Origin of the sequence: Dermatophilus congolensis (assembly GCF_900187045.1) — a bacterium.
In the GTDB taxonomy this organism is placed as follows: Bacteria; Actinomycetota; Actinomycetes; order Actinomycetales; family Dermatophilaceae; genus Dermatophilus; species Dermatophilus congolensis.
Map to the genome: position 1 here is coordinate 1,634,790 of NZ_LT906453.1, position 21,032 is coordinate 1,655,821.

Here is a 21,032-nt window from a genome sequence, read left to right on the forward strand (position 1 = left end):
GCGAAGGAGCGCTGCCTGCCGGTGTGGAGGCAGAGCTGGTGGGGGAGGGGAAAGGGTCATTGTGTGGGTGCGAGGCCCCGGGCGACGGTGGTTGCTGAGTCATTCCTTAAGGGTGACGTCCCACTAGGGCGTTTGGGGTGGCCAGGGACTGTTTTTCTCTTTCCGCTGATCATGAATTTTCCCACCCGAGAAGGTGATGCGCAGCTGCCGTGAGTCAGTTCCACACCTGACCCTACCGTGTATATACGAAATAGTCAGGTGTGGAACTGTCTGCGAATGCTTACTGCAAATAAAAGAAACAAAGCACCACTCAAAACTGCTAGCCAGTCTTTTGATGCTATTCCGGAAACGAATAGCATCGCCCCACCTGCCGCCACATTTATTGCTAGCTGCAAAAATATTTTCGATAAGCCCACAAAGCGCAGCCGTGCCCCATGGTGCCAACGCCGCTGAGACGACAGGATTGCTACCTTTGTCCTCAATCTCATCACAACGCGAACGTTCGATTGGGAGGGAAGTAACTAATGACCTGGTGTGCGCGCCTGGGATGAGGCGATGAGTGCAGCCCGAAATTCTGCTCGATGCGGATCAGCACTGATATCCGCCACACGCACACCACTATCCCAGTTAAGAAGGTAGGTAAGAGTTTCGGTTCGTGACCAAAAGACAGAAAGGGGCACCTCGTGCCACTTACCCCTGCCTACAGGGACACCTGCACACCTGAAGAAACATTGGGGCAGCTTTTGCTTCATGCAGGGCAGACCAACCCGGCATGGACATGGGGTGAGGGGCTGAATGTTGGGGTGCAAGCGCCGGCGGATTCGCTTACTCGTTCAGCAACCAGCATGACCAACCCGGATGTGGCACGAGCCGTTATTGAAGAACACGCGGTTTCCCGCGGCATCCCTGCTAACCGGCACGCTGCCTCTTTGGTGTTTCAACGCTACTGTCACCGCTGGTGTGGCATCACTTCATGGGCGTGGGCGCTGACGGGGTGTGTGCTGGATGTTTCTGCCGAACGATGCGCGACAACATTCGTGGATGGCTCGCCTGCGGCAGTGTGGATTGATCAGGTGCAGGGCAGTCGCGGGGATGGGGCCGTGTTGGTCGATGTTGTTTTCGAGCAGCACCTGATGCCTATTGCACGGACTTTCCATCAGGTAGCGCGGTTCTCGATTGCTAATGCGCGAGGCAACGCTGCTGCCTCATTAGCGGCCGGATTCCGTTTCGCTTCAGCGTCTTTACCTGCTGGGGAGGTGCTTGATGCGGCCCAGTCGGTGTTCGCTCACCCTCAGCTGCGCCGGACGGGGGCTTTCCGCGTGATCAGTGATGCACAGCGCAGCCGAGTGTTTTTTGATCGGAGTACGTGTTGCCACTGGGACGTGGTGCCTGATGGCCAGTTGTGCTCGTGGTGCTCGAAACGTACGTGTGATGACCGGGCCGAACAGTTCACCAAAGCTCTTGCCGCGCAGTAGAGCCGCAGCGGATGCCTGCGAAGTGCCGGTTTTCTGCCTCGCTGCCGTGCGCGCGGCGGCGGTGGCGGTTTACCCCGGGGGTTAGGCGCATGTGCTCTGTGGGGCCTCGTTAACTGTGGCAAGCACATCGGAGGTGGCCTCGTAGGTTGCTACCCGCCCGTGTGTGAGAACGATGATCCGGTCAGCGAAAGCTTCAGCCTCGGCGGGATCATGGGTGGAGGTGATGATGGCTACGCCAGCGTTGCGTAGTTCGCCGAAGAAATGCCACATGTCGGCGCGTGCTTGAGAGTCAAAACCGTTGGTGGGGTCGTCGAGGATGAGCAGGCTGGGGCGGCCGATGCAGGCCAAAGCGACATCGAGGTAGCGCTGCCACTGGGTAGAGAGAGTGTCCACAGTGCAGTTTTGGTAAGGATCCAACCCCAGCCTGTTAACGATCGCTTTAACAGGTCCGGGGTTCAGGTAGAGCGCTGATGCTGAGCGGATCGCTTCTCGCACTTTCAAACCGGCCGGTAAGCGTGAGTGTTGCTGCTGTACTCCCACATGCAGCCGAGCCTTGAAAGAACCCGCAGGGATGGTGCCGTTGATGAGGGCGTGACCGCAGTCTGGGCGGCGCAATCCGGCCAAGATCTCAAGGGTGGTTGTTTTACCTGCGCCGTGCGGGCCTGCCAGCGCCAGGATTTCTCCTGGTGTCACATGCAGAGACACTCCATCGACTGCGGTGATTGCGCCGTAAGTTTTGCGGATCGAGCGAAGCTCGCCTGCAGGTGTGGTGTTCGCTCTCATTTGCTCAGATTGACAGCAGTGTTGTTCAGCGGCAACGTCCCACGGTCTTTGGCGGTGGGGACGCTTGTTAATGGTCGGTCACAGCAGTGGGGTGTGTTGCGTGTTTTCGCAGCAAAACCCCGTGCCATGTTTGGCTTGGCTTGTGTGTCCACCGTGCTGACGGGCGTCTACGCTGCCCCTTAACGCATTCTCTTGCAGCAAAGGATTTCGCACATGTCCAGCGAACACCCCTCCACTGCGGCTTCATCGTCGGCTTCGGCTGGGACGATGAATAGCCGCCACCTCGTGATGATGAGTTTGGGGTCAGCTATCGGCGCAGGCCTTTTTGTTGGGTCGGGCGCCGGAATCACTGCAGCGGGCCCAGCGGTTCTTGTTTCCTATCTCGCGGCCGGGATTGTTGTCCTGCTCATCATGCGGATGCTTGGCGAGATGGTGGCAGAGAACCCCTCCAGCGGGGCGTTTTCTGTCTATGCCGAGCGGGCATTGGGCCCGGCGGTGGGGTTTGCGATGGGGTGGCTGTGGTGGCTGCAGCTGGTTGTGGTGATCGCTGCGGAAGCGACAGCGGCAGCGCAGATCCTTGTCGGTATTTGGGATGGGGTTCCGCAGTGGGCGTTGGCGTTGATCTTCATGGTGTTGTTCACCCTGATCAACCTGACCGGAGCGAAGAATTTTGGCGAGTTCGAGTTCTGGTTCGCGTTGGTGAAAGTAGGCGCTGTGATCGCATTCTTGCTGATCGGGGTGGCGCTGCTGGTGGGGTTGCTGCCGGTGCCTTCACCTGGTTTGGCTAACTTGACCGCGCATGGCGGGTTCGCCCCGCAAGGTTTGGGTGGTATCACTGCTGGTTTGTTGGTGGTGATTTTCGCGTTCGGTGGTATCGAGATCGTCGCGGTTGCTGCTGCTGATTCGGATGATCCTTCTGCCAATATTGCCCGCGCTATGCACACGATTCTGTGGCGGATTCTCGCGTTTTACATGGGGTCGGTGGCGATCATGGTGTTGGTGTTGCCGTGGAACAGCCCTGACTTGGCGGGTACACCGTTCGTGGCTGTCCTTGATCACGCTGGCCTGCCCGCAGCGGCTCTGATCATGGGGTTGATTGTTGTTATTGCGTTGCTTAGCGCGTTGAACGCCAACCTGTATGGCGCTTCGCGAATGATTCATTCGCTGGCCGAGCGGGGATACGCTCCGCAGCGATTGACGCGTATTAATGGCCGTGGTGTTCCGGTGGCTGCTGTGTTTGTGTCGGTGGCGTTCGGGTTCGTGGCAGTGTTCTTGAACTACGTGTGGGCAGAGAAGATCTTGTTGATTCTGCTCAACATTGTTGGTGCCACCATCATCGTCACGTGGGCTGTGACGATCTGTAGCCACATCGTGTTGCGCCGTCAGCTCGAAAAAGAAGGCAAGCGGCCACGACTGCCGATGTGGTGCTTCCCGTGGTTGTCGTACGCGGCGTTGGTTGCGTTGGCTGCGGTGGTGGTGTTGGGGATGTCTGCGCCAGATGTTCGGGTGCAGTTCCTCGGTACTGCTGCGGCGATGGCCGTGCTGGTTGGGGTTGGGGTGCTGTTCACCCGTAACCGCCGCGCCCAAGAAAACGCGTGAGTCGCTGGTTTTACCTCCCAGGGCAGTAGTGGCCCTGGGGGATAGGTAAGAGGTAAGTGGTGTGGCGGTGACCAGCTGGGTGCCGCCACACCGCTATTACCTAGCTCGGGGTTGCTCGGGTGCGGCAGGCGCAGCGATGGTGCTGGGAACACGTAATCTTTCCCCATGCAGGTGCAGCGTTTCCTCACACCCGGATCTGACACCGAAACAGCCCTCGAGGCTGGGCGTGACATCCGTACTGCTCTTCGACGCGGGGAGCACGGCGAACTCGCTCTCCCGCCGCACCGGGACCCCATCGCCGTTATCGAAAAAACCCACTCCACACGTATCGCTGACCTTATTGGGGTGCGCGTGGCACGAATGACCCAATCTGTCTACGCGTATTTCCGCGGCACAGTCGATGTCATGACTGGGGACCTAGCCGCAGGTCCGCGCACTGGCGTACACATCGTCATCGACGCCGACGCCCATCTGGGAAACTTCGGGCTCTATGCCTCACCCGAACGCCGAATCGTTTTCGACCTCAATGACTTCGATGAAGCAGGTGTGGGCCCGTGGGAATGGGACATTAAACGTCTAGCCACATCCTTGGCTTTGGTGCAGCGTTCCAAAGGCGTCCCTGCCGAGATCATCAACGACGACATCGTGGCCCTTGTCACCACCTACGCAACCTACCTACGCACCTTGGTCGAAGCCCGCGCCACCGACCGCTACTTCGCCTCGGTCGACGCCGGATGGTTCAGCTCCGGCGGCACACGCGTACTCAACAAAACCGTCGAGAAAGCACGCCAACGCACCTCCGAGCAAGCACTGGACCGCATTGGCATGCGGCACGAAGAATCGGGCCGCCTCGTCCTCAAAGCAGACCCACCCTTACTCATCCCGCGCAGCGAGAAAGGCCTGGCCAGCGCTGCCCGGCGCTTCGAGGACTACCGCTACACCCTGCTCACAGACCGAGCGCTCTTGCTATCCCAATACCGCGTCAATGACGCTGCCCGCCGCGTTGTCGGTGTCTCCAGCGTGGGCACGCACTGCTCGATCGTTCTCCTGCAAGGCCCCAATGGCGAGCCACTGATCCTCCAATCGAAAGAAGCACTGCCATCGGTGCTCGAAACCCAGGCAGGTATCACCCAAGCAGACATGCCAGGGGTGAACCCCTGCGGCGCAGACACCGACCAGCGAGACCGATACTGCCGCCGAGTCACTGAAGGGCAGCGGGTACTGCAGGCCACATCTGACCCTTTCTTGGGCCGCACAGTCGACCCGGATGGCCGCAACCATTACTGGCGGCAATTCCGCGACCACAAAGGCAGTGTCGATCTAGGTAAAGCAACACCGCACGAGGTACGCATGTACAGCGCACTGTGCGCCCAACTGTTAGCCCGCGCTCACGCGCAAAGCCCAGACGCAGCAGCCGCCTCAGGGTATTTGGGTGGCTCGGGCGGCGGGTTCACGCATGCAGTGGCCACATGGGCCGCCGCCTACGCAGATGTCATCGAGGATGACTTCCGCGTGTTCACTGAAGCGGTCAACGATGGCCAGTTCCCCCTTACGGAAGAAAACCCCGCCTAATGTGTGTGCTCGCTGGTCGCGTCAGGCACTCAAGGTTGCGCGGCGAGCGAGCAGACCATCCATTGCTGTGCTCACGGCTTTCTCTGCGCGGCGGATGTCATCTGTTGCTTCGTTAACGGACTGGTGCACAGACAAATCAGTGAAGATGTTGTCGAACCAGATATCCACTGCCCGATCAAACTGAGAAACTACGGCCCCATCCACCTCAGGAATCCCCACATCATCCAGGTCGCGGGAGAAACGCTCACACGCCGAAGCGGCAACCCGCAGGTGCGCCACAGTTTTATCGAGGGCGTCATGTTTAACCACCGACGAAACCATCCCGCCACCAGCGAAGGTGTCCCACATAGACCAGTCCTGCACTGCGCTCAAAGAATCCCGCGCCCGCGCCAGCGCCTCCTGAGCAACCTCCCCTGACTCCAGCGCCTCATCAATTCCGCGGCACTCCCGCAACCGCACAAGTTCACGGGTTGCGCTTTCTGCCCGCGCAGCCACAGCGGAATCATTACGCCCAGCCTCCACCACCGCGGCAAGTGCTTTCTCGTACGCGGCTTCAGGGTCGCCAAGGGCTTCCAGCTGGCTTTTCACGGACTGCTCCTCACGCAACAGCCGCCCCAGTTCTTCTCGAGCTGCGTTGATACGGTACCGGGCACGCTCAGCCTCAGCTTTTTCTTTACTGAGATCCGAGGCGTGCGTGCCCCGTAACGAAGAGACCAGATGCGCAAACGAAACACGCTCTAGTCGCTTCACGGCACGTTCCTCACCCTGCAGCTGCAGCCGCGCTGCGATGACGTTTCCTTCCGCTTCGGTGATGCGCTCAGCTAACGCGCTACGCCGACGACGGAGCAGATCGCTCTCGGCCTTGGCAGCCACGGCCGCGTCCAACGATGCGAGGACGTCTGAGGTCATACACCCAGCATGCCTTCTCGAAGGCATGCAGAGAAGGACAAACATGTACAGATACGCATCATTTACAACTCCAAACGCCGCCCAGTCCACGAACGGGTAAGCCAACGGTCGTGACTAGCGATCACCACCGCGCCCGGATAGTCAGGCAGATGCGTTTCGATAGCGCTAGCCAACGCCAACGACAAGTGATTAGTTGGCTCATCCAGAACAAGCAGATCAGGTCGAGTAGCTAACACCACCGCTAAAGCAAAACGGCGGCGCTGCCCCACACTCAACGACCCCACTGGTCGTGAAAAGTCCCGCGGCTCCACAAGCCCGAAAGAGCTCAACGGTGTAGCTTCAGCCCGCTGGGCGCCCACCATGGACGCGTAAAGCAACTCCACCGTGCAGCCCAGGTCAAGCTCGACCTCCTGCGCCAAAACCCCGATCGTCACCGACCTGGCAATCGTCACAGTTCCGCTATCTGGCTGCAGCGCGCCAGTAAGCAAACCCAACAACGTCGACTTACCAGCCCCATTAGGGCCAGTAACCAACAAACGATCACTACGCCCAACAGTGACAGACACCGGCTCCAACCGGTCAGCGACCGCAGCCTCAGACAACGCCACCAAAACTGAAGGAACAGGGTTCCCATCATGAGCCCCCACACTCAACCCTTGAAACTCAAGCTCTACCGGAGGTTTACGCACCTGAGAGCGCTGCAACTGCTCAAACCGGCGAGAAAAATCATTGACCCGACGGCAAACCACACTCGCATTACGGTCGGCGTAAAACTTCTTCGCCGAGCGCGCCTCAGTACGCGCAGCAGCCCCAGCATGCCCAACCATGCGGCTGTCACGCACACTGCGCTCCAGCTCTCTTAACTGCGCCTGTTCGGTCTCGTATTGCTTCTGCCACCGCTGGCGCTCGTCCTGCCTGGCCTGCAGATAATCAGTGAACGTACCGCCATAACGGCGCACACCGATCCCGCTGGTTGGCCCATCACCAGCGATCGAACTCACTAAAGCACTCGGCTGCGGAGCAGGATCCACATCAACAATTCCGGTGGCAGTGGCATCCATGAACGCCCGGTCATGGCTGGCGAAAAGCACCGGCCCAGGCCAGTTGGCCAATGACGAAGTGAGGAACCCAATACCGCTTTCATCCAAATGGTTTGTGGGCTCATCCAGCAGCAAAACGTCTGGTCGGCTCAGCAGCAGCCACGCCAACGAAAGCCGAGCACGCTGACCTCCGGAAAGCTCACCGGCGCGGCGGCGCCAACTCACCCCTGCAAGACCCACCCCATCAAGAACGACCTGGGCGCGATGATCCAAATTCCACACATCATGAGCAGTGGCTGCCTCTAACGCCCGGTCATACCGTTCGCTAGCGCCCTGCGGGGCGTGTTCAAGAGCCAGGGTTGCCTTCTCGAACTCGCGCAGGATAGCCAACGGAGCAGCGCACGCCTGCTCAACCACCTGGGCCACAGAGTCACTCAAAGCGTAGGCGGGGTGCTGCCACAGCAGCCCCACACGCCCCGGGGCCTCTACCGAGCCACTATCAGCAGGCTCAACCCCTGCCGCGATGCGCAGCAGCGTCGACTTACCGGTGCCGTTTTCACCGATCAACGCTAAACATTCGCCCTGGCTGACCGTGAAAGTGACGTCAGTCAGAACACGACGATCGGAGTAAGACTTACTGATCCCATCAAGACGCAGATGTGCGCCGCGGGACAAGAACGAAGCAGGGGTGATAGTGGGCATGCAGAAACCTCGAAGTCACAAAAGATGGATAGGACAACGGGTTTCACTGCTTCATGCCCACCACACTAACAACACCGCGTTCCCCTTGTCTGGGCCTGAACAAAAATGACAAGAAAACAACCGCCCACCCCACACCACGACCAACGCCCCAACAGGCCAGCATCAACCTCATCGCACACCAAAACTCAAAGCTAGGGTGGTGCCCAAGCACGGCGCCACCAGGCACCCCCCGAGGTGCCTTTACCCAGCGCCGCAAAACCACCCCCGACAAAGAAGGGCAACACTACGTGAGCACCGACCTCATCAAAGTCGCCGTCGCTGGCGCCTCCGGACGCATGGGATCGACCGTCTGCGACGCCGTCACCGCCGCACCCGACATGGAACTCATCGCCCGCTACGACGCAGGCGACAGCCTCGACACCCTCAAGGAAGCAGACGTCCTCGTCGACTTCACCGTCCCTGACGCATCTCCCAGCATCGTCCGCGCCGCCATCGACGCAGACGTCCACGTCGTCGTCGGCACCACCGGATGGACCGAAGAACGCCTCGACGCCGTCCGCACCCAACTAGCTGACCGCCCCAACCTCGGCGTCCTCATCGCACCCAACTTCGCCATCGGCGCCGTACTCATGATGTCGTTCGCCCAGCAGGCCGCCCGCTTCTACGAATCCGTGGAGATCGTCGAACTACACCATCCCAACAAAGTCGACGCCCCCTCCGGCACCGCAGCCCGCACCGCCTCCCTCATCGGCGCTGCCCGCACTGACGCCGGACTCGGCCCCGTCCCCGACGCCACCACACACGACCCAGACGGCGCTCGCGGCGCCCTCGTTGACGGTGTGCGGGTGCACGCCGTGCGCCAACGTGGCCTCGTCGCCCACCAGGAAGTGCTTTTCGGTGGCGAAGGCGAAGGCCTGACGATCCGTCACGACTCCTATGACCGCATTAGCTTCATGCCTGGCGTTCTTGAAGGTGTGCGCGGCGCGTTGAAAACCCCTGGCCTCACTGTCGGCCTGGAGAACTACCTCGGCCTGTAACCCTGCCTAGGGAAGAAGCCCTGTCGGCACCGGCAACACGCAACATGTCGGTGCCGACAGGGTGCATCACATCCGCCGATAGGAAAGAAACGTGCACCCCTGGCCTTCAGTACGGGCGACCTGACGCCACTGGGTCTCATCGATAGGTGGAAACCACGTGTCGCCCTGCGGGCGAGCATGCACCCTTGTCAGGTGCACAGTGTCCACAACGACAGGGGAGTCCGGGCCTAACGCTTCGGCATACACCTGCCCACCGCCAGCCACCGTCACCCGATCCTCACCAGCAATCGACACCGCCTCAGCCAGTGAACATGCAGGTTCCGCGCCAGGAGCTGACCAGGAACGGTCCCGAGTGACCACAATGGATCGACGGCCCGGCAGCGCCCGCCCGATACTTTCGAAAGTGCGCCGTCCCATGATCATCGCGCTTCCGGTGGTGATGCGTTTGAAATGAGCCAAGTCCTCAGGCAAATGCCACGGCATGGTGCCGTGTGCGCCGATCACCCAGTTTTCGGCGGCCGCGACCACCACACAGATACGCGACTCTGGGACGATCGGGTCGGGTGCGGGCACGAATGAGGTCACGTGGTCACTCCTCAACAAAGAACAGCAGCAGCGGGGCAGAGGTGTTGCTAGGGCGGCTAGGGCTAGACGGCAATAGGGGCTTTGATACCGGGGTGAGGGTCATAGCCAATAAGTTCGATATCGCTGATCTGGAAAGCATCGATCTTGCTGACCTGGGGGTTTAGATGCAGGCTCGGTAGAGGCCGTGGCGTGCGGGAGAGCTGTTCACGGGTTTGATCCATGTGGTTGAGGTACAGGTGCGCGTCTCCGAGCGTGTGCACGAACTCAGCTGCTTCCAAACCGGTGACCTGCGCGACCATATGCGTCAGCAGCGCGTACGAGGCAATGTTGAACGGCACTCCCAAGAACACGTCAGCGCTGCGTTGGTACAGCTGGCAGGATAAATATTTCGGTTCGCCGTCCTCGCCGGCAGAGACGTAGAACTGGAACATGGTGTGGCACGGAGGCAGAGCCATGTCTTCAACCTCGGCGACATTCCACGCCGAGACGATGTGTCGGCGTGACCACGGGTTCTGCTTGATCGAAGTGATCACGTTAGCGATCTGGTCGATGGTGCGCCCGTCGGGGGTCGGCCAGCTGCGCCACTGATGCCCATACACCGGGCCTAGGTCACCGTTCTCGTCGGCCCATTCATCCCAGATCGTGATGCCGTTTTCATGCAGCCAGGCAATGTTGGTGTCTGCGCGCAAGAACCAGATCAGTTCACCGAAAATGGAACGCAGGTGCAGCTTCTTGGTGGTCAATGCCGGGAACCCGGCACGAAGATCAAACCGCATCTGGTGGCCGAAAACTGACAATGTCCCGGTTCCGGTGCGGTCACCTCGCTCGTTCCCCTCAGCGAGAATCCGTTCCATGAGCTCCCTGTACTGCTGCATCCGGCTAGTCTCGCAGGGTCAGAGCACCCCCACAGGTAACAGGTGGTTTCACAGCCTTGATGTGTCCGCACCGTAAGCGGATTCCCTAACGATTCGAAGCTGCCGGGCTCAGGGTTCATGCATGAAGTTCCCGGTTTGCACAAAAAATGTGTACACAAAGCTGTAACGCTGTCACTGTCGCGCCGATGATTCCCGAGAACGTTGCTCTACCCGGACCCCCCGAGCGGGTAGAGCAACGTTCTTCCACGTCTTCACCCGCCGAACACCCGACCCACCTGCCCCCAGAAACCTCGATCTGGCCGCCGCTGTGAGGAACCAGCCCACCGCGTGAACAGCAACCCCACGGGTCGAGCCGCGCGGCCCCCCCTCGAAACCGATAGCCTGCCCCTATGTCGTCTGCCATTGCACCCTTTGGTCGTGTCCTGACCGCGATCGTCACTCCGTTCACCGCTGACGGAGCCCTCGACCTCGAATCACTCCGGTCCCTGGCTATATATCTGGCTGATCGCCGCCACGACGGGCTCGTCGTCAACGGCACCACCGGAGAATCCGCAACCACCAGTGACGACGAAAAACGACTCATCCTGCAAACAGTCAAAGACGCCGTTGGAGACCGCATCAAAATCGTTGCCGGCGTAGGCACCAACGACACCGCCCACTCCATCAGCCTCGCCCGACAAGCCGCCGAGATCGGCGCCGACGGCGCACTTGTTGTCACGCCCTACTACAACAAGCCCCCCCAGACTGGGATCCTCGCCCACTTCCGCGCAGTCGCCGACGCCACCGACCTACCCGTCATGGTCTACGACATCCCTGGCCGCGCAGGTGTCCCCATCACCACCGAAACCCACATCGCCCTAGCCGCCCACCCCAACATCGTCGCCGTCAAAGACGCCAAAGGCGACCTATGGGCAGCAAGCCACGTCCAACGAGCCACCGATCTGGCCTGGTACTCCGGCGACGATGGCGCTAACCTGGCACACTTCGCCCAAGGCGCCCACGGTATCGTGGGAGTCACTAGCCACTTCGCGTCAATCGAATACGCAAACATGATCGACGCCCTCAACAACGGCAACCTGCCCCAAGCCATCGACATCCACCGCAAACTCATCCCCGCCGTCGACGCAATCATGGGCACCAGCCAAGGAGCTATCACCGTCAAGGCCGCACTCGCCGAAGCCGGCATCATCGCCACCGACCACGTGCGCCTACCGCTTGCACAACTGACCGATACCCAACGCGACATCGTGCGCCAAGGCCTAAAGGAGGCCCACCTCTCGTGAAATTCCCCACTGACCTGACAGAGCCACCAGCACTGCCCGAGGGAGGACTACGCATCGTCCCCCTCGGCGGGCTCGGCGACATCGGGCGCAACATGACCGTCCTCGAGCACGCAGGACGTCTCCTCATCATCGACTGCGGAGTGCTCTTCCCCGAAGATGCCCACCCCGGCGTCGACCTCATCCTGCCGGACTTCTCTTACATCGAAGACCGCCTCGACGACGTCGAAGCCATCATCCTCACCCACGGCCACGAGGACCACATCGGCGCAGTCCCATACCTGCTCCGCCTCAAAGAAGACATCCCTCTCATCGGATCCAACCTGACGCTGGCCCTCATCGAAGCCAAACTCAAAGAACACCGGATCACGCCCTACACGATGGACGTCACCGAAGGAGACATCGAAGACCTCGGCCCCTTCGAATGCGAATTCATCGCCGTCAACCACTCCATCCCTGACGCCCTAGCCGTTGCAGTACGCACCGACGCAGGCACACTCCTGCACACCGGCGACTTCAAGATGGACCAGCTACCCCTCGACGGGCGCATCACCGACCTGCGAGCCATGGCCCGCATCGGCGAAGAAGGCATCGACATCGCCCTCGTAGACTCCACCAACGCCGAAGTGCCCGGATTCACGATGCCCGAAAAGGACATCTACCCCGCACTAGAAAACGTGTTCAGCAAAGCCCAACGCCGCATCATCGTGGCTTCCTTTGCCAGCCACGTCCACCGCGTGCAACAAGTCCTCGACGCCGCCGCCGAACACAACCGCAAGGTAGCCCTCATCGGCCGCTCCATGGTCCGCAACATGGGAATCGCTGCCGAACTGGGATACCTCAACGTGCCCGACGGTGTCATCGTCGACATGAAAAAAATCGAAGACTACCCCGAACACCAACAACTCCTCATGTGCACCGGTTCGCAGGGAGAACCGATGGCGGCGCTGTCCCGCATGGCCAACGACGAACACCGCATCAAAATCGGTGAAGGTGACACAGTCGTTCTCGCCAGCTCCCTCATCCCTGGTAATGAGAACGCCGTATTCCGGGTAGTCAACGGACTCATCAAACTCGGCGCCGAAGTAGTCCACAAAGGCAACGCCAAAGTGCACACCTCCGGCCACGCAAGCGCCGGAGAGCTGCTCTACCTCTACAACATCCTGCGCCCCAAAAACGCCATGCCCGTCCACGGCGAATGGCGACACCTCCTGGCCAACGGACGCCTCGCCGCTGCGACCGGCCTACCTGAAGACCGCGTCGTCCTGGCTGGCGATGGAATCATCGTCGACCTCGTGGACGGAAAAGCCAACGTCACCGGGAAAGTCGACTGCAATTACGTGTACGTCGATGGCTCCTCCGTCGGCGCTACCGACGAAGCGCTCCTCAAAGACCGCCAAATCCTGCGCGACGAAGGTTTCATCTCCGCGATCGTCGTCATCGACTCGGCCACCGGAAAAGTCAGCACTGGACCGGAAGTCGTCACCCGAGGATTCGCTGAAGGCAACGACGTTTTCAACAAAATCGTCCCCGAAATCTGCGAAGCGGTCGAAAGCGCATGGGACCGCGGCACCAACGACGCCCACCAACTCCAGCAAGTGGTGCGCCGCACCATCGGCGGATTCGTGGGCGGAAAACTACGCCGCCGCCCAATGATCGTGCCCGTAGTAGTCATCGCCTAACCAGCCCTGAGAACACCACACCACCTGTTGGGGTCCGCCCGTCTACACGACGAGCGGGCCCCAACACGCCACGCAACTACCCCACACTGCCCCACACCTCACCCCGCCGCCACCAGCACAGCCCCACCGCCGCGACGTATCGCTATGCGGCACGTCGCAACTGGTCGACCAGACCACCTCGGGTCAATCGCCTAGTCTGCTTGGGTGGCAACTCGTAACACCCCAAACAAGCGGCGCACCGCCGCCAAAGGAAAACCTGTCCCTCGCAAGAACCCCCGGACCAAAAACGGTGCCGCCACACGCCGTACCCCCGCGGCCAAAACCCCCCGCGCGGGTAGTGGCACTCCCAGCCGCGGCGCCGGCTCCGCATTGCGCGGAATCACTGGCCTGACCGGAGGCATGGCGCGCCGCGTTGGCCGCACCGCATCCGGACTACCCGAAGAACACCGACGCGACGGTATGGGCCTGTTCTTCATCATCATCGCCGTGATCATCGCCGCCCGCGAATGGTGGGGACTACCCGGCCCACTCGGCGAATTCATCCACATCATCGCCGCCGGCACCATCGGTTGGGGAGCACTGTTCCTGCCCCTAGCATTCGTCTGGTTCGGGCTACGCATCATGCGCAACCCCGTCGAAGACGCTGCCACCTCACGCATCGCCATCGGCGTCACCACCCTGACCGTCAGCCTCGCCGGCATCATCCACATCGCCCGAGGCAATCCCCGCATCTCCGGCGGCACCGAAGCATTCCGCTCCGCCGGTGGCATGATCGGCTACCTCGTCGGCGCACCACTAGACGCCATGCTCACCGACTGGGGTGCTTACGTCGTACTAGCCATCGTCGCGTTCTTCGGGGTCCTCGTAATCACCGCAACCCCCTTCGTGGAAATCCCAGACCGACTCACCGAACTCCACGACCGCCTCTTCGGCCTCGACGAATACGTCGACACCATCCCCATCCCCACATCCTCACGCCGCAAATCCCGCCGCAACCTCGAACTCGACCACCGCGACGGAGACGAAGCATTCGAGCAAGCCGCAGAAGTCCACAAAGGCCGCAGCCGCAGACTCGCAGACCTCCCCAAAATCGCTGCAGAAGAAGCCGCAAACGCCCAACGCGACACAACCACCGCCGCCGACCGCGCAGCCACACAAGCCCTCGACCGCGTCAACAACCCCGCCGCAGCCAGCAGCACCAAACCTGGCCCCGTGCCAGCCACCAACCAAACCGAACTGGTGCCCCCGCCCACCCAAGCCATCCCGCAACGCACCGAACAACTTGCCCTCGCCGGCGATGTCACCTACACTCTTCCCCCCTCAGACCTGCTCGAACAGGGAACCCCCCACAAAACCCGCTCAGAAGTTAACGACCACGTCGTTCAAGCTCTCACCGGTGTACTAGAACAGTTCAACATCAACGCTCAAGTCACCGGATTCTCCCGTGGCCCCACAGTCACCCGCTACGAAGTTGAGCTCGGCGCCGGCACCAAGGTTGAACGCGTCACCGCACTGAGCAAAAACATTGCCTACGCGGTAGCCAGCGCAGACGTACGCATCCTCTCGCCCATCCCCGGCAAATCAGCCATCGGGATCGAGATCCCCAACACAGACCGCGAAAAAGTCAGTCTCGGTGACGTGCTGCGTAGCCAAGTCGCCACCCGCAACCCTCACCCCATGGTGATGGGCGTCGGTAAAGACGTCGAAGGTGGATTCGTTATCGCCAACCTGGCGAAAATGCCCCACCTCCTCGTGGCAGGTGCCACAGGGTCGGGTAAATCCAGCTTCGTTAACTCGATGATCACCTCGATCCTCGTGCGCTCCACCCCCGACGAAGTACGCCTGATTCTCGTGGACCCCAAACGAGTCGAGCTCACCGCCTACGAAGGCATCCCACACCTGATCACCCCCATCATCACCAACCCCAAAAAAGCCGCTGAAGCGCTGCAATGGGTGGTCAAAGAGATGGATGCCCGCTACGACGACTTGGCCGCATTCGGGTACAAACACATCGACGACTTCAACAAAGCTGTCCGCTCCGGTGACGTCAAACTTCCACCCGGATCGCAACGCGTCGTTGAGCCTTACCCATACCTACTCGTTGTGGTTGACGAGCTCGCTGACCTGATGATGGTCGCTCCCCGCGATGTGGAAGAGTCCATTGTTCGTATCACCCAGCTGGCTCGCGCTGCCGGTATTCACCTTGTCCTGGCTACGCAGCGTCCCAGCGTCGACGTCGTAACCGGCCTCATCAAAGCCAACGTGCCCAGCCGGATGGCATTCGCGACAAGCTCCCTGGCTGACTCCAGGGTCGTGCTGGATCAGCCCGGCGCCGAAAAGCTCATCGGCCAAGGTGATGCTCTCTTCCTCCCTATGGGGGCGAGCAAACCGATGCGTGTACAGGGTGCTTGGGTGCCGGAGTCAGAGGTCGCCGCGGTCGTCAAGTTCGTCACCGACCAGCTCAAACCGAGCTACCGGGAAGACGTTGTTCCCGCCACAGAAAAGAAACAGATCGACGCTGACATCGGCGATGACTTGGAGCTGCTCCTTGAAGCAACCAAACAGGTCGTTACTACCCAGTTCGGTTCGACTTCGATGTTGCAGCGCAAATTGCGTGTCGGTTTCGCTAAAGCCGGACGACTCATGGACCTCATGGAATCTCGCGGCGTTGTCGGCCCTTCTGAAGGAAGTAAAGCGCGAGACGTGTTGATCCGCCCAGAAGATCTGCCTACCGTTCTGGCGCAGATGCAAGGACAAACCCCTCCGCCACCAGCGGAGGGTCAACAAGGCACGGCAGGGGGACATGACCGATATGCCGATGTTGAAGTGCAGGGCGAAGAAGTCGTGCACGAGGGGGACCTGGAGGATGAGGACGCGTGGCAACTGACACAACAGGGGCGCGGCAGGTAGTTGTCACTCGGCGGCGGATGAGCACTGCGTTCGTGTGCGCAGTGCTCTGCGCCACCATGGCCGCATGTGGCAGCTCCGCATCATCACCAAAGGAGGAAGACTCACAAACCAGTACTGCAACACCCACTGTGGCGCCGATGCTGCCTTCGCGGCCGCCAGCAGTGATCAGCACCCCGGCTCCACCTCCGCCTCCGGTGAAGCCTGTACAGACAACTGACGCCAGCAAACTTGTTCAGGGATTCAAGAAACTGCCTGGGCGGGATCAGCAGCTCACTATTGCGTGGGCGCCGGTTGGGCACCCGGAGCAAGTTCAACAATTGGGCACTACGGACACGATCGACGCGTGGTCGACGATCAAGGTCCCATTGGCTTTGGCAGCTATCCAGCAGCGCGGCGGTGATCTGCCTAAAGCTGTGGCTAACGACATTGAGATGTCGGTGCGCATCTCCGACAATGACGCTGCCCGGCGCTTGTGGGAGGGGCTGGAAAACTTCGGGATGAAGGCAGAGCTGGTCAACGAAGTTCTCGGTGATACCGGTGATAAACGCACCCGGGCTGCGCGGAATTCGGCGGGGGTGCGCGTGCCGTTCGGTTTGACTGCTTGGCGAGTGAATGATGCTGCTAAGTTCGCTGCGACGCTTCCGTGTGTTCCCTATGGAGCCCAGATCATGCGGGATATGCGTTTCATTGACCACACGCAGTCGTGGGGGATTGGTGCGGTTGCGCGCGGAACCAACAAACGTGGCTTGAATGTCGATGACGTTGCATTCAAAGGTGGTTGGGGTCCTAGCACCAGTGGTTACCTGATGCGGCAGGTGGGAGTTTTGATCTTGCCCGGTGGCGGTGGAGTAGGGGTCGCGCTTCTTGTTCAACCGCATGGCGGTAACCACGATGCAGGTGCCAAAATTTTGTCGCAAGCAGCTAGTTGGCTACGTGATTCGCTTGGTGCAACAGATGCGGGCAAGTGTGCGTGAGTTGGCACAGCCCGCATCACCCCTAAAGTGGTTGTTATGACTTCGCCCACCGCTGCCGCAAGTGCGCCCGCACGCAACGATGCCACTCACGGCACGATTCACCTCACCAGTCTCGGATGTTCACGCAATGACGTGGATTCTGAGGAGCTCGCAGGCCGCTTGGCTGCTGCGGGGTGGACTCTTGTTGACGACCCTTCTGGCGCCGACGTGAATGTTGTGAATACGTGTGGTTTTGTCGCAGAGGCCAAGAAAGATTCGATCGACACGATTCTTGATCTGGCTGATCTGAAAGAAAGCGGCGAGACTCGCGCAGTGGTGGCCGTGGGGTGCCTGGCGGAGCGGTATGGGCGTGAGCTAGCTGAGCAAATGCCTGAAGCTGATGGTGTTTTCGGGTTTGACTCCTACAAGGACATGTCCGATCACTTGAGTCGCATCTTGGCTGGGGAGCAGGTGCAGTCGCACGTTCCGCGGGATCGTCGTTCTCTGTTGCCGATTTCTCCGATTGCTCGTCAGGAAACGGCGCCGGGAATCGTGCTTCCAGGGCATGGGGATTTGGGGCCGGATGCCACTGCTGGTGAATCGTTCGTGCGGGCACGTTTGGATGGGGCGCCGTGGGCTCCGTTGAAGATCGCTTCGGGGTGTGATCGTCGTTGCGCTTTCTGCGCTATCCCCTCGTTCCGTGGTGCGTTTGTTTCTCGCCGTCCTAGTGATGTTCTTGCTGAGGCTCGCTGGCTGGGTAGTAATGGGGTGAAGGAAGCTTTCCTGGTTTCTGAGAACTCGACCTCGTACGGCAAGGATTTGGGCGATATCCGTCTGCTGGACACGTTGTTACCTGATCTTGCTGAGGTGGAAGGGCTGGAACGTATCCGGGTTTCGTATTTGCAGCCAGCGGAGTTGCGTGATGACTTGGTGCGGGCGATTGTCGAGACGGAGAAGGTTGTGCCGTATTTCGATCTTTCGTTCCAGCATGTGTCTGCGAAGATTTTGCGCCGGATGTGTCGGTTTGGTGATCCGGAGTCGTTCTTGAGCTTGATCGAGAAGATTCGGTCTTTGGCGCCGGAGGCAGGGATCCGCTCTAACGTGATTGTTGGGTTCCCCGGCGAGACGGAGGAGGACTTCCAGATGCTCGTTGATTTCGTCACAGCTGCGCGTTTGGATGTGTGTGGCGTTTTTGGGTACTCCGATGAGGATGGCACTGAGGCCCAGGGGTATGACGACAAGGTTGAGCAAGAAGTTATTGATGAACGCCTGGATATTCTTTCGACGATTACTGAGTCGGCGGGTGCTGAGCGTGCGGCTGAGCGGATCGGTTCGCAGGTGAGCGTGCTTGTTGAGTCCAATGCGCAGGCTCAGCCGTGGGATGAGGATCTGGGTGAGGGGTCGTTCTTTGAGGGGGACCGGATTGTGTTCGGTCGGGCTGAGCATCAAGGTCCGGAGGTTGATGGGTTGACGCGTCTTGTGCAAAGCAGTGATGGTGCGGCGCAGCTTCCTGAGGTTGGTCAGCTCATTTCGGCGCGGGTGGTTACTTCTGAGGGTGCTGATCTGGTTGCGGTGATCTCATGACCAGTAGTGCGCCGCAGACGCAGCCGAGTTCGTGGAATGTGCCTAATGCGTTGACGGTGTTGCGGATTTTCATGGTCCCGCTCTTCGGCTGGCTGTTGCTGGCCGGGGGTGGGCATGAGGTGTCCATGCGGTGGTGGGCGTTGCTGGTGTTTTTGCTGGCGATGGCGACGGATTCGCTGGATGGGTATATCGCTCGCTCACGTAATTTGGTGACAAATTTCGGGAAGATAGCTGATCCGATTGCGGATAAAGCGCTCACCGGAATGGCGTTTATCGGGTTGAGTGTGATCGGTGACCTGTGGTGGTGGGTGACGATTCTCATTCTGCTGCGTGAGTGGGGGATCACGGTGTTGCGGTTGGTGGTGATTCGTTATGGCGTGATGCCTGCTTCCCGTGGCGGCAAGATTAAGACGGTGTTGCAGACGGTGGCGTTGGCGTTGCTGGTTGCTCCGGTGACGGGCGTGTTGTGGTGGATTGGTGTTGTTGTGGTGGCCGGTGCCTTGGTGGTGACTGTGGCGACGGGTGTTGAGTATGTTTTCCAGGCTGTGAGGTTGGTGCGTTCGTCGTCGCGGCAGGTGTCGGCGTGAGTGGTGAGGTGTTGGTTCCTGCTGCTGATGTTGTTGCTGCCTTGTTGGATGCGGGGCAGACGGTAGCGACGGCCGAGTCGTTGACGGGTGGTCTTGTTGTTGCTGGGTTGACTGCGGTGCCGGGGTCTTCTGCTGTGGTGCGTGGTGGGGTGTGTGCGTATAGCAGTGAGGTGAAGGCTCGTGTGGTGGGGGTTTCTCAGAGCGCTTTGGTTACGGGGGCGGTGAACGCTGAGGTTGCTGCGGAGTTGGCTGTGGGGGCGGTGAGGTTGTTTGGTGCGCAGTGGGGGGTGGGAACCACGGGGGCTGCTGGGCCGGATCCTTCTGAGGATGCGCAGGTGGGTACGGTGTTTATTGCGGTGCATGGGCCGCAGGGTGAGGTGGGGTGTCAGACGGTGGTGGAGCGGCTCTCGTTAACGGGGGAGCGTGGTGCGATTCGGTTCGCCACGGTGGAGGCAGCATTTAGACTGCTGCGACAACGGCTTTGAGGTTGTTCTTGGACGGGGGGGCACGGGCCTGTTTTTGGGTCTGTGTGCGTCTTGGATCAGCTTTTTCGGTGAGTACCGCATTATTCCTCGCGTTGAGGGCATGAATTGGGGGGCTCGTCCGTTGCATATAACAAGCCGGAGAGAGGTTCCCCTTATTTGGGGAGGGGACTGTCCACGGCGGTCGATCGCCAGGGGAATTGCGAGGAGAGGACAACATGGTGCTGCTGCGCAAGGAGATCGGTACGGTACTTCGTTCTCGACGTAAGTCGTTGGGACGTACGTTGCGTGATGTGTCGGCGCGTTCTGCGGTCTCGTTGGGGTATTTGTCGGAGATTGAGAGGGGGGAGAAAGAGGCAAGTTCGGAGTTGTTGGCTTCGATTTGTGGGGCGTTGGATTTGCCGGTGAGTCAGATGTTGCGTGATGTCGCTGATCAGGTTGCGTTGGGGGAAGCCGCTGGGGTTGTGCTGACGATGGGCTCTGGTGAGCGGGGTCGTTTGGCTGTGCCGCGTCCTGCTGCGTGAGCGTGGGGTTTGGGGGGTTAGTCGAAGGGGCGTGATCGGTTTCGTTTGATTGCCGCGCGGTGTTTTTTGCTGGTGAGGCGGCGTTGAACGGAGTTGCGTGTGGGGCGAGTTTTCTTGCGTTGGGGCGTAGGGGGCGCGGCGGCTTCGCGGAGGAGTTGCGCGAGTCGTTGCCGGGCGATTTTTCGGTTTGCGAGTTGGCTGCGTTCGTCGGCTGCGGTGATGGTGAGTGTTCCGTTGTTGAGTCGGTGGGCGAGGCGGTCGTGGATTCGTTGTTTGAGGTGTTCGGGGATGGAGGGGCTGTTGGTGAGGTTGAAGGATAGTTCGACGCGGGTGTCGCTGGTGTTGACGTGTTGTCCGCCGGGGCCGGTTGCGCGGTTGAAGCGTTCGCGGAGTTCTTTGGGTGGGATGGTTAGGGTTCGGGTGATGGGTAGGGGGTGATCGATGTGGGGCATG

General features: G+C 60.3%; 19 protein-coding genes. 13 read left to right on the top strand and 6 right to left on the bottom strand.

Annotated features, from left to right (window positions below):
• The first annotated feature begins 63 nt into the window (after positions 1–63).
• Positions 64–213 (top strand): hypothetical protein, encoded by a 150-nt coding sequence (locus CKV89_RS11860; RefSeq protein ID WP_157728091.1) that lies wholly within the window; start codon positions 64–66, stop codon positions 211–213.
• Positions 214–683: 470 nt separating this feature from the next.
• Positions 684–1,475, top strand: coding sequence for a hypothetical protein (locus CKV89_RS07010; protein WP_154657696.1), 792 nt, complete (start codon positions 684–686; stop codon positions 1,473–1,475).
• An 81-nt stretch (positions 1,476–1,556) separates the two neighbouring features.
• On the opposite strand, the gene CKV89_RS07015 is transcribed toward CKV89_RS07010, so the two are convergent.
• Complete coding sequence (locus CKV89_RS07015) at positions 1,557–2,258, bottom strand: ABC transporter ATP-binding protein (protein WP_051277683.1); 702 nt, start codon at positions 2,256–2,258, stop codon at positions 1,557–1,559.
• Between the two features lie 213 nt (positions 2,259–2,471).
• Here CKV89_RS07015 and CKV89_RS07020 point away from each other — a divergent pair, with 213 nt between their 5' ends.
• Both CKV89_RS07020 and CKV89_RS07025 read left to right on the top strand, forming a co-directional pair.
• Positions 2,472–3,857 carry an amino acid permease gene (locus CKV89_RS07020; RefSeq protein ID WP_028327666.1) on the top strand — a complete coding sequence of 462 codons (1,386 nt, stop codon included), beginning with the start codon at positions 2,472–2,474 and terminating at the stop codon, positions 3,855–3,857.
• A 165-nt stretch (positions 3,858–4,022) separates the two neighbouring features.
• The gene (locus tag CKV89_RS07025; protein WP_028327667.1) at positions 4,023–5,429 is read left to right on the top strand and encodes a DUF2252 domain-containing protein; all 1,407 of its coding nucleotides are present in this window, start codon (positions 4,023–4,025) and stop codon (positions 5,427–5,429) included.
• A 21-nt stretch (positions 5,430–5,450) separates the two neighbouring features.
• On the opposite strand, the gene CKV89_RS07030 is transcribed toward CKV89_RS07025, so the two are convergent.
• Positions 5,451–6,338, bottom strand: coding sequence for a hypothetical protein (locus CKV89_RS07030; protein ID WP_028327668.1), 888 nt, complete (start codon positions 6,336–6,338; stop codon positions 5,451–5,453).
• A gap of 62 nt (positions 6,339–6,400) precedes the next feature.
• The gene (locus CKV89_RS07035; protein WP_034401463.1) at positions 6,401–8,080 is read right to left on the bottom strand and encodes an ABC-F family ATP-binding cassette domain-containing protein; all 1,680 of its coding nucleotides are present in this window, start codon (positions 8,078–8,080) and stop codon (positions 6,401–6,403) included.
• Positions 8,081–8,415: 335 nt separating this feature from the next.
• On the opposite strand from CKV89_RS07035, the gene dapB reads away from it, so the two are divergent.
• Complete coding sequence (dapB, locus tag CKV89_RS07040) at positions 8,416–9,117, top strand: 4-hydroxy-tetrahydrodipicolinate reductase (protein ID WP_051277711.1); 702 nt, start codon at positions 8,416–8,418, stop codon at positions 9,115–9,117.
• A 66-nt stretch (positions 9,118–9,183) separates the two neighbouring features.
• On the opposite strand, the gene CKV89_RS07045 is transcribed toward dapB, so the two are convergent.
• Positions 9,184–9,702: a dihydrofolate reductase gene (locus CKV89_RS07045; protein ID WP_231935349.1), complete on the bottom strand. Its 519-nt coding sequence runs from the start codon at positions 9,700–9,702 to the stop codon at positions 9,184–9,186.
• 62 nt (positions 9,703–9,764) lie between these two features.
• Positions 9,765–10,577, bottom strand: coding sequence for a thymidylate synthase (locus tag CKV89_RS07050; protein ID WP_028327672.1), 813 nt, complete (start codon positions 10,575–10,577; stop codon positions 9,765–9,767).
• 389 nt (positions 10,578–10,966) lie between these two features.
• Here CKV89_RS07050 and dapA point away from each other — a divergent pair, with 389 nt between their 5' ends.
• From dapA to CKV89_RS07095, 8 genes are all read left to right on the top strand, one after another.
• On the top strand, positions 10,967–11,860 hold the full coding sequence (dapA, locus tag CKV89_RS12085) for a 4-hydroxy-tetrahydrodipicolinate synthase (protein WP_028327673.1): 894 nt from the start codon (positions 10,967–10,969) through the stop codon (positions 11,858–11,860).
• Positions 11,857–13,539: a ribonuclease J gene (locus CKV89_RS07060; RefSeq protein ID WP_028327674.1), complete on the top strand. Its 1,683-nt coding sequence runs from the start codon at positions 11,857–11,859 to the stop codon at positions 13,537–13,539. The genes dapA and CKV89_RS07060 overlap by 4 nt, the downstream gene beginning before the upstream one ends.
• Positions 13,540–13,743: 204 nt before the next feature.
• Positions 13,744–16,449: an FtsK/SpoIIIE family DNA translocase gene (locus tag CKV89_RS07065; protein ID WP_028327675.1), complete on the top strand. Its 2,706-nt coding sequence runs from the start codon at positions 13,744–13,746 to the stop codon at positions 16,447–16,449.
• Positions 16,416–17,423, top strand: a complete 1,008-nt coding sequence (locus CKV89_RS07075) for a serine hydrolase (protein WP_154657697.1) — start codon at positions 16,416–16,418, stop codon at positions 17,421–17,423. The genes CKV89_RS07065 and CKV89_RS07075 overlap by 34 nt, the downstream gene beginning before the upstream one ends.
• A 36-nt stretch (positions 17,424–17,459) precedes the next feature.
• Positions 17,460–18,986: a 30S ribosomal protein S12 methylthiotransferase RimO gene (rimO, locus tag CKV89_RS07080; protein WP_051277712.1), complete on the top strand. Its 1,527-nt coding sequence runs from the start codon at positions 17,460–17,462 to the stop codon at positions 18,984–18,986.
• The gene (gene pgsA / locus CKV89_RS07085; RefSeq protein WP_084441286.1) at positions 18,983–19,573 is read left to right on the top strand and encodes a CDP-diacylglycerol--glycerol-3-phosphate 3-phosphatidyltransferase; all 591 of its coding nucleotides are present in this window, start codon (positions 18,983–18,985) and stop codon (positions 19,571–19,573) included. The genes rimO and pgsA overlap by 4 nt, the downstream gene beginning before the upstream one ends.
• Entirely contained in the window at positions 19,570–20,058 is a 489-nt protein-coding gene (locus CKV89_RS07090) for a CinA family protein (RefSeq protein ID WP_084441288.1), read from the top strand. The genes pgsA and CKV89_RS07090 overlap by 4 nt, the downstream gene beginning before the upstream one ends.
• A 215-nt stretch (positions 20,059–20,273) precedes the next feature.
• Positions 20,274–20,579, top strand: a complete 306-nt coding sequence (locus CKV89_RS07095; protein ID WP_028327681.1) for a helix-turn-helix domain-containing protein — start codon at positions 20,274–20,276, stop codon at positions 20,577–20,579.
• Between the two features lie 17 nt (positions 20,580–20,596).
• On the opposite strand, the gene arfB is transcribed toward CKV89_RS07095, so the two are convergent.
• The gene (arfB, locus tag CKV89_RS07100; protein ID WP_197697039.1) at positions 20,597–21,031 is read right to left on the bottom strand and encodes an alternative ribosome rescue aminoacyl-tRNA hydrolase ArfB; all 435 of its coding nucleotides are present in this window, start codon (positions 21,029–21,031) and stop codon (positions 20,597–20,599) included.
• Position 21,032 lies beyond the last annotated feature (1 nt).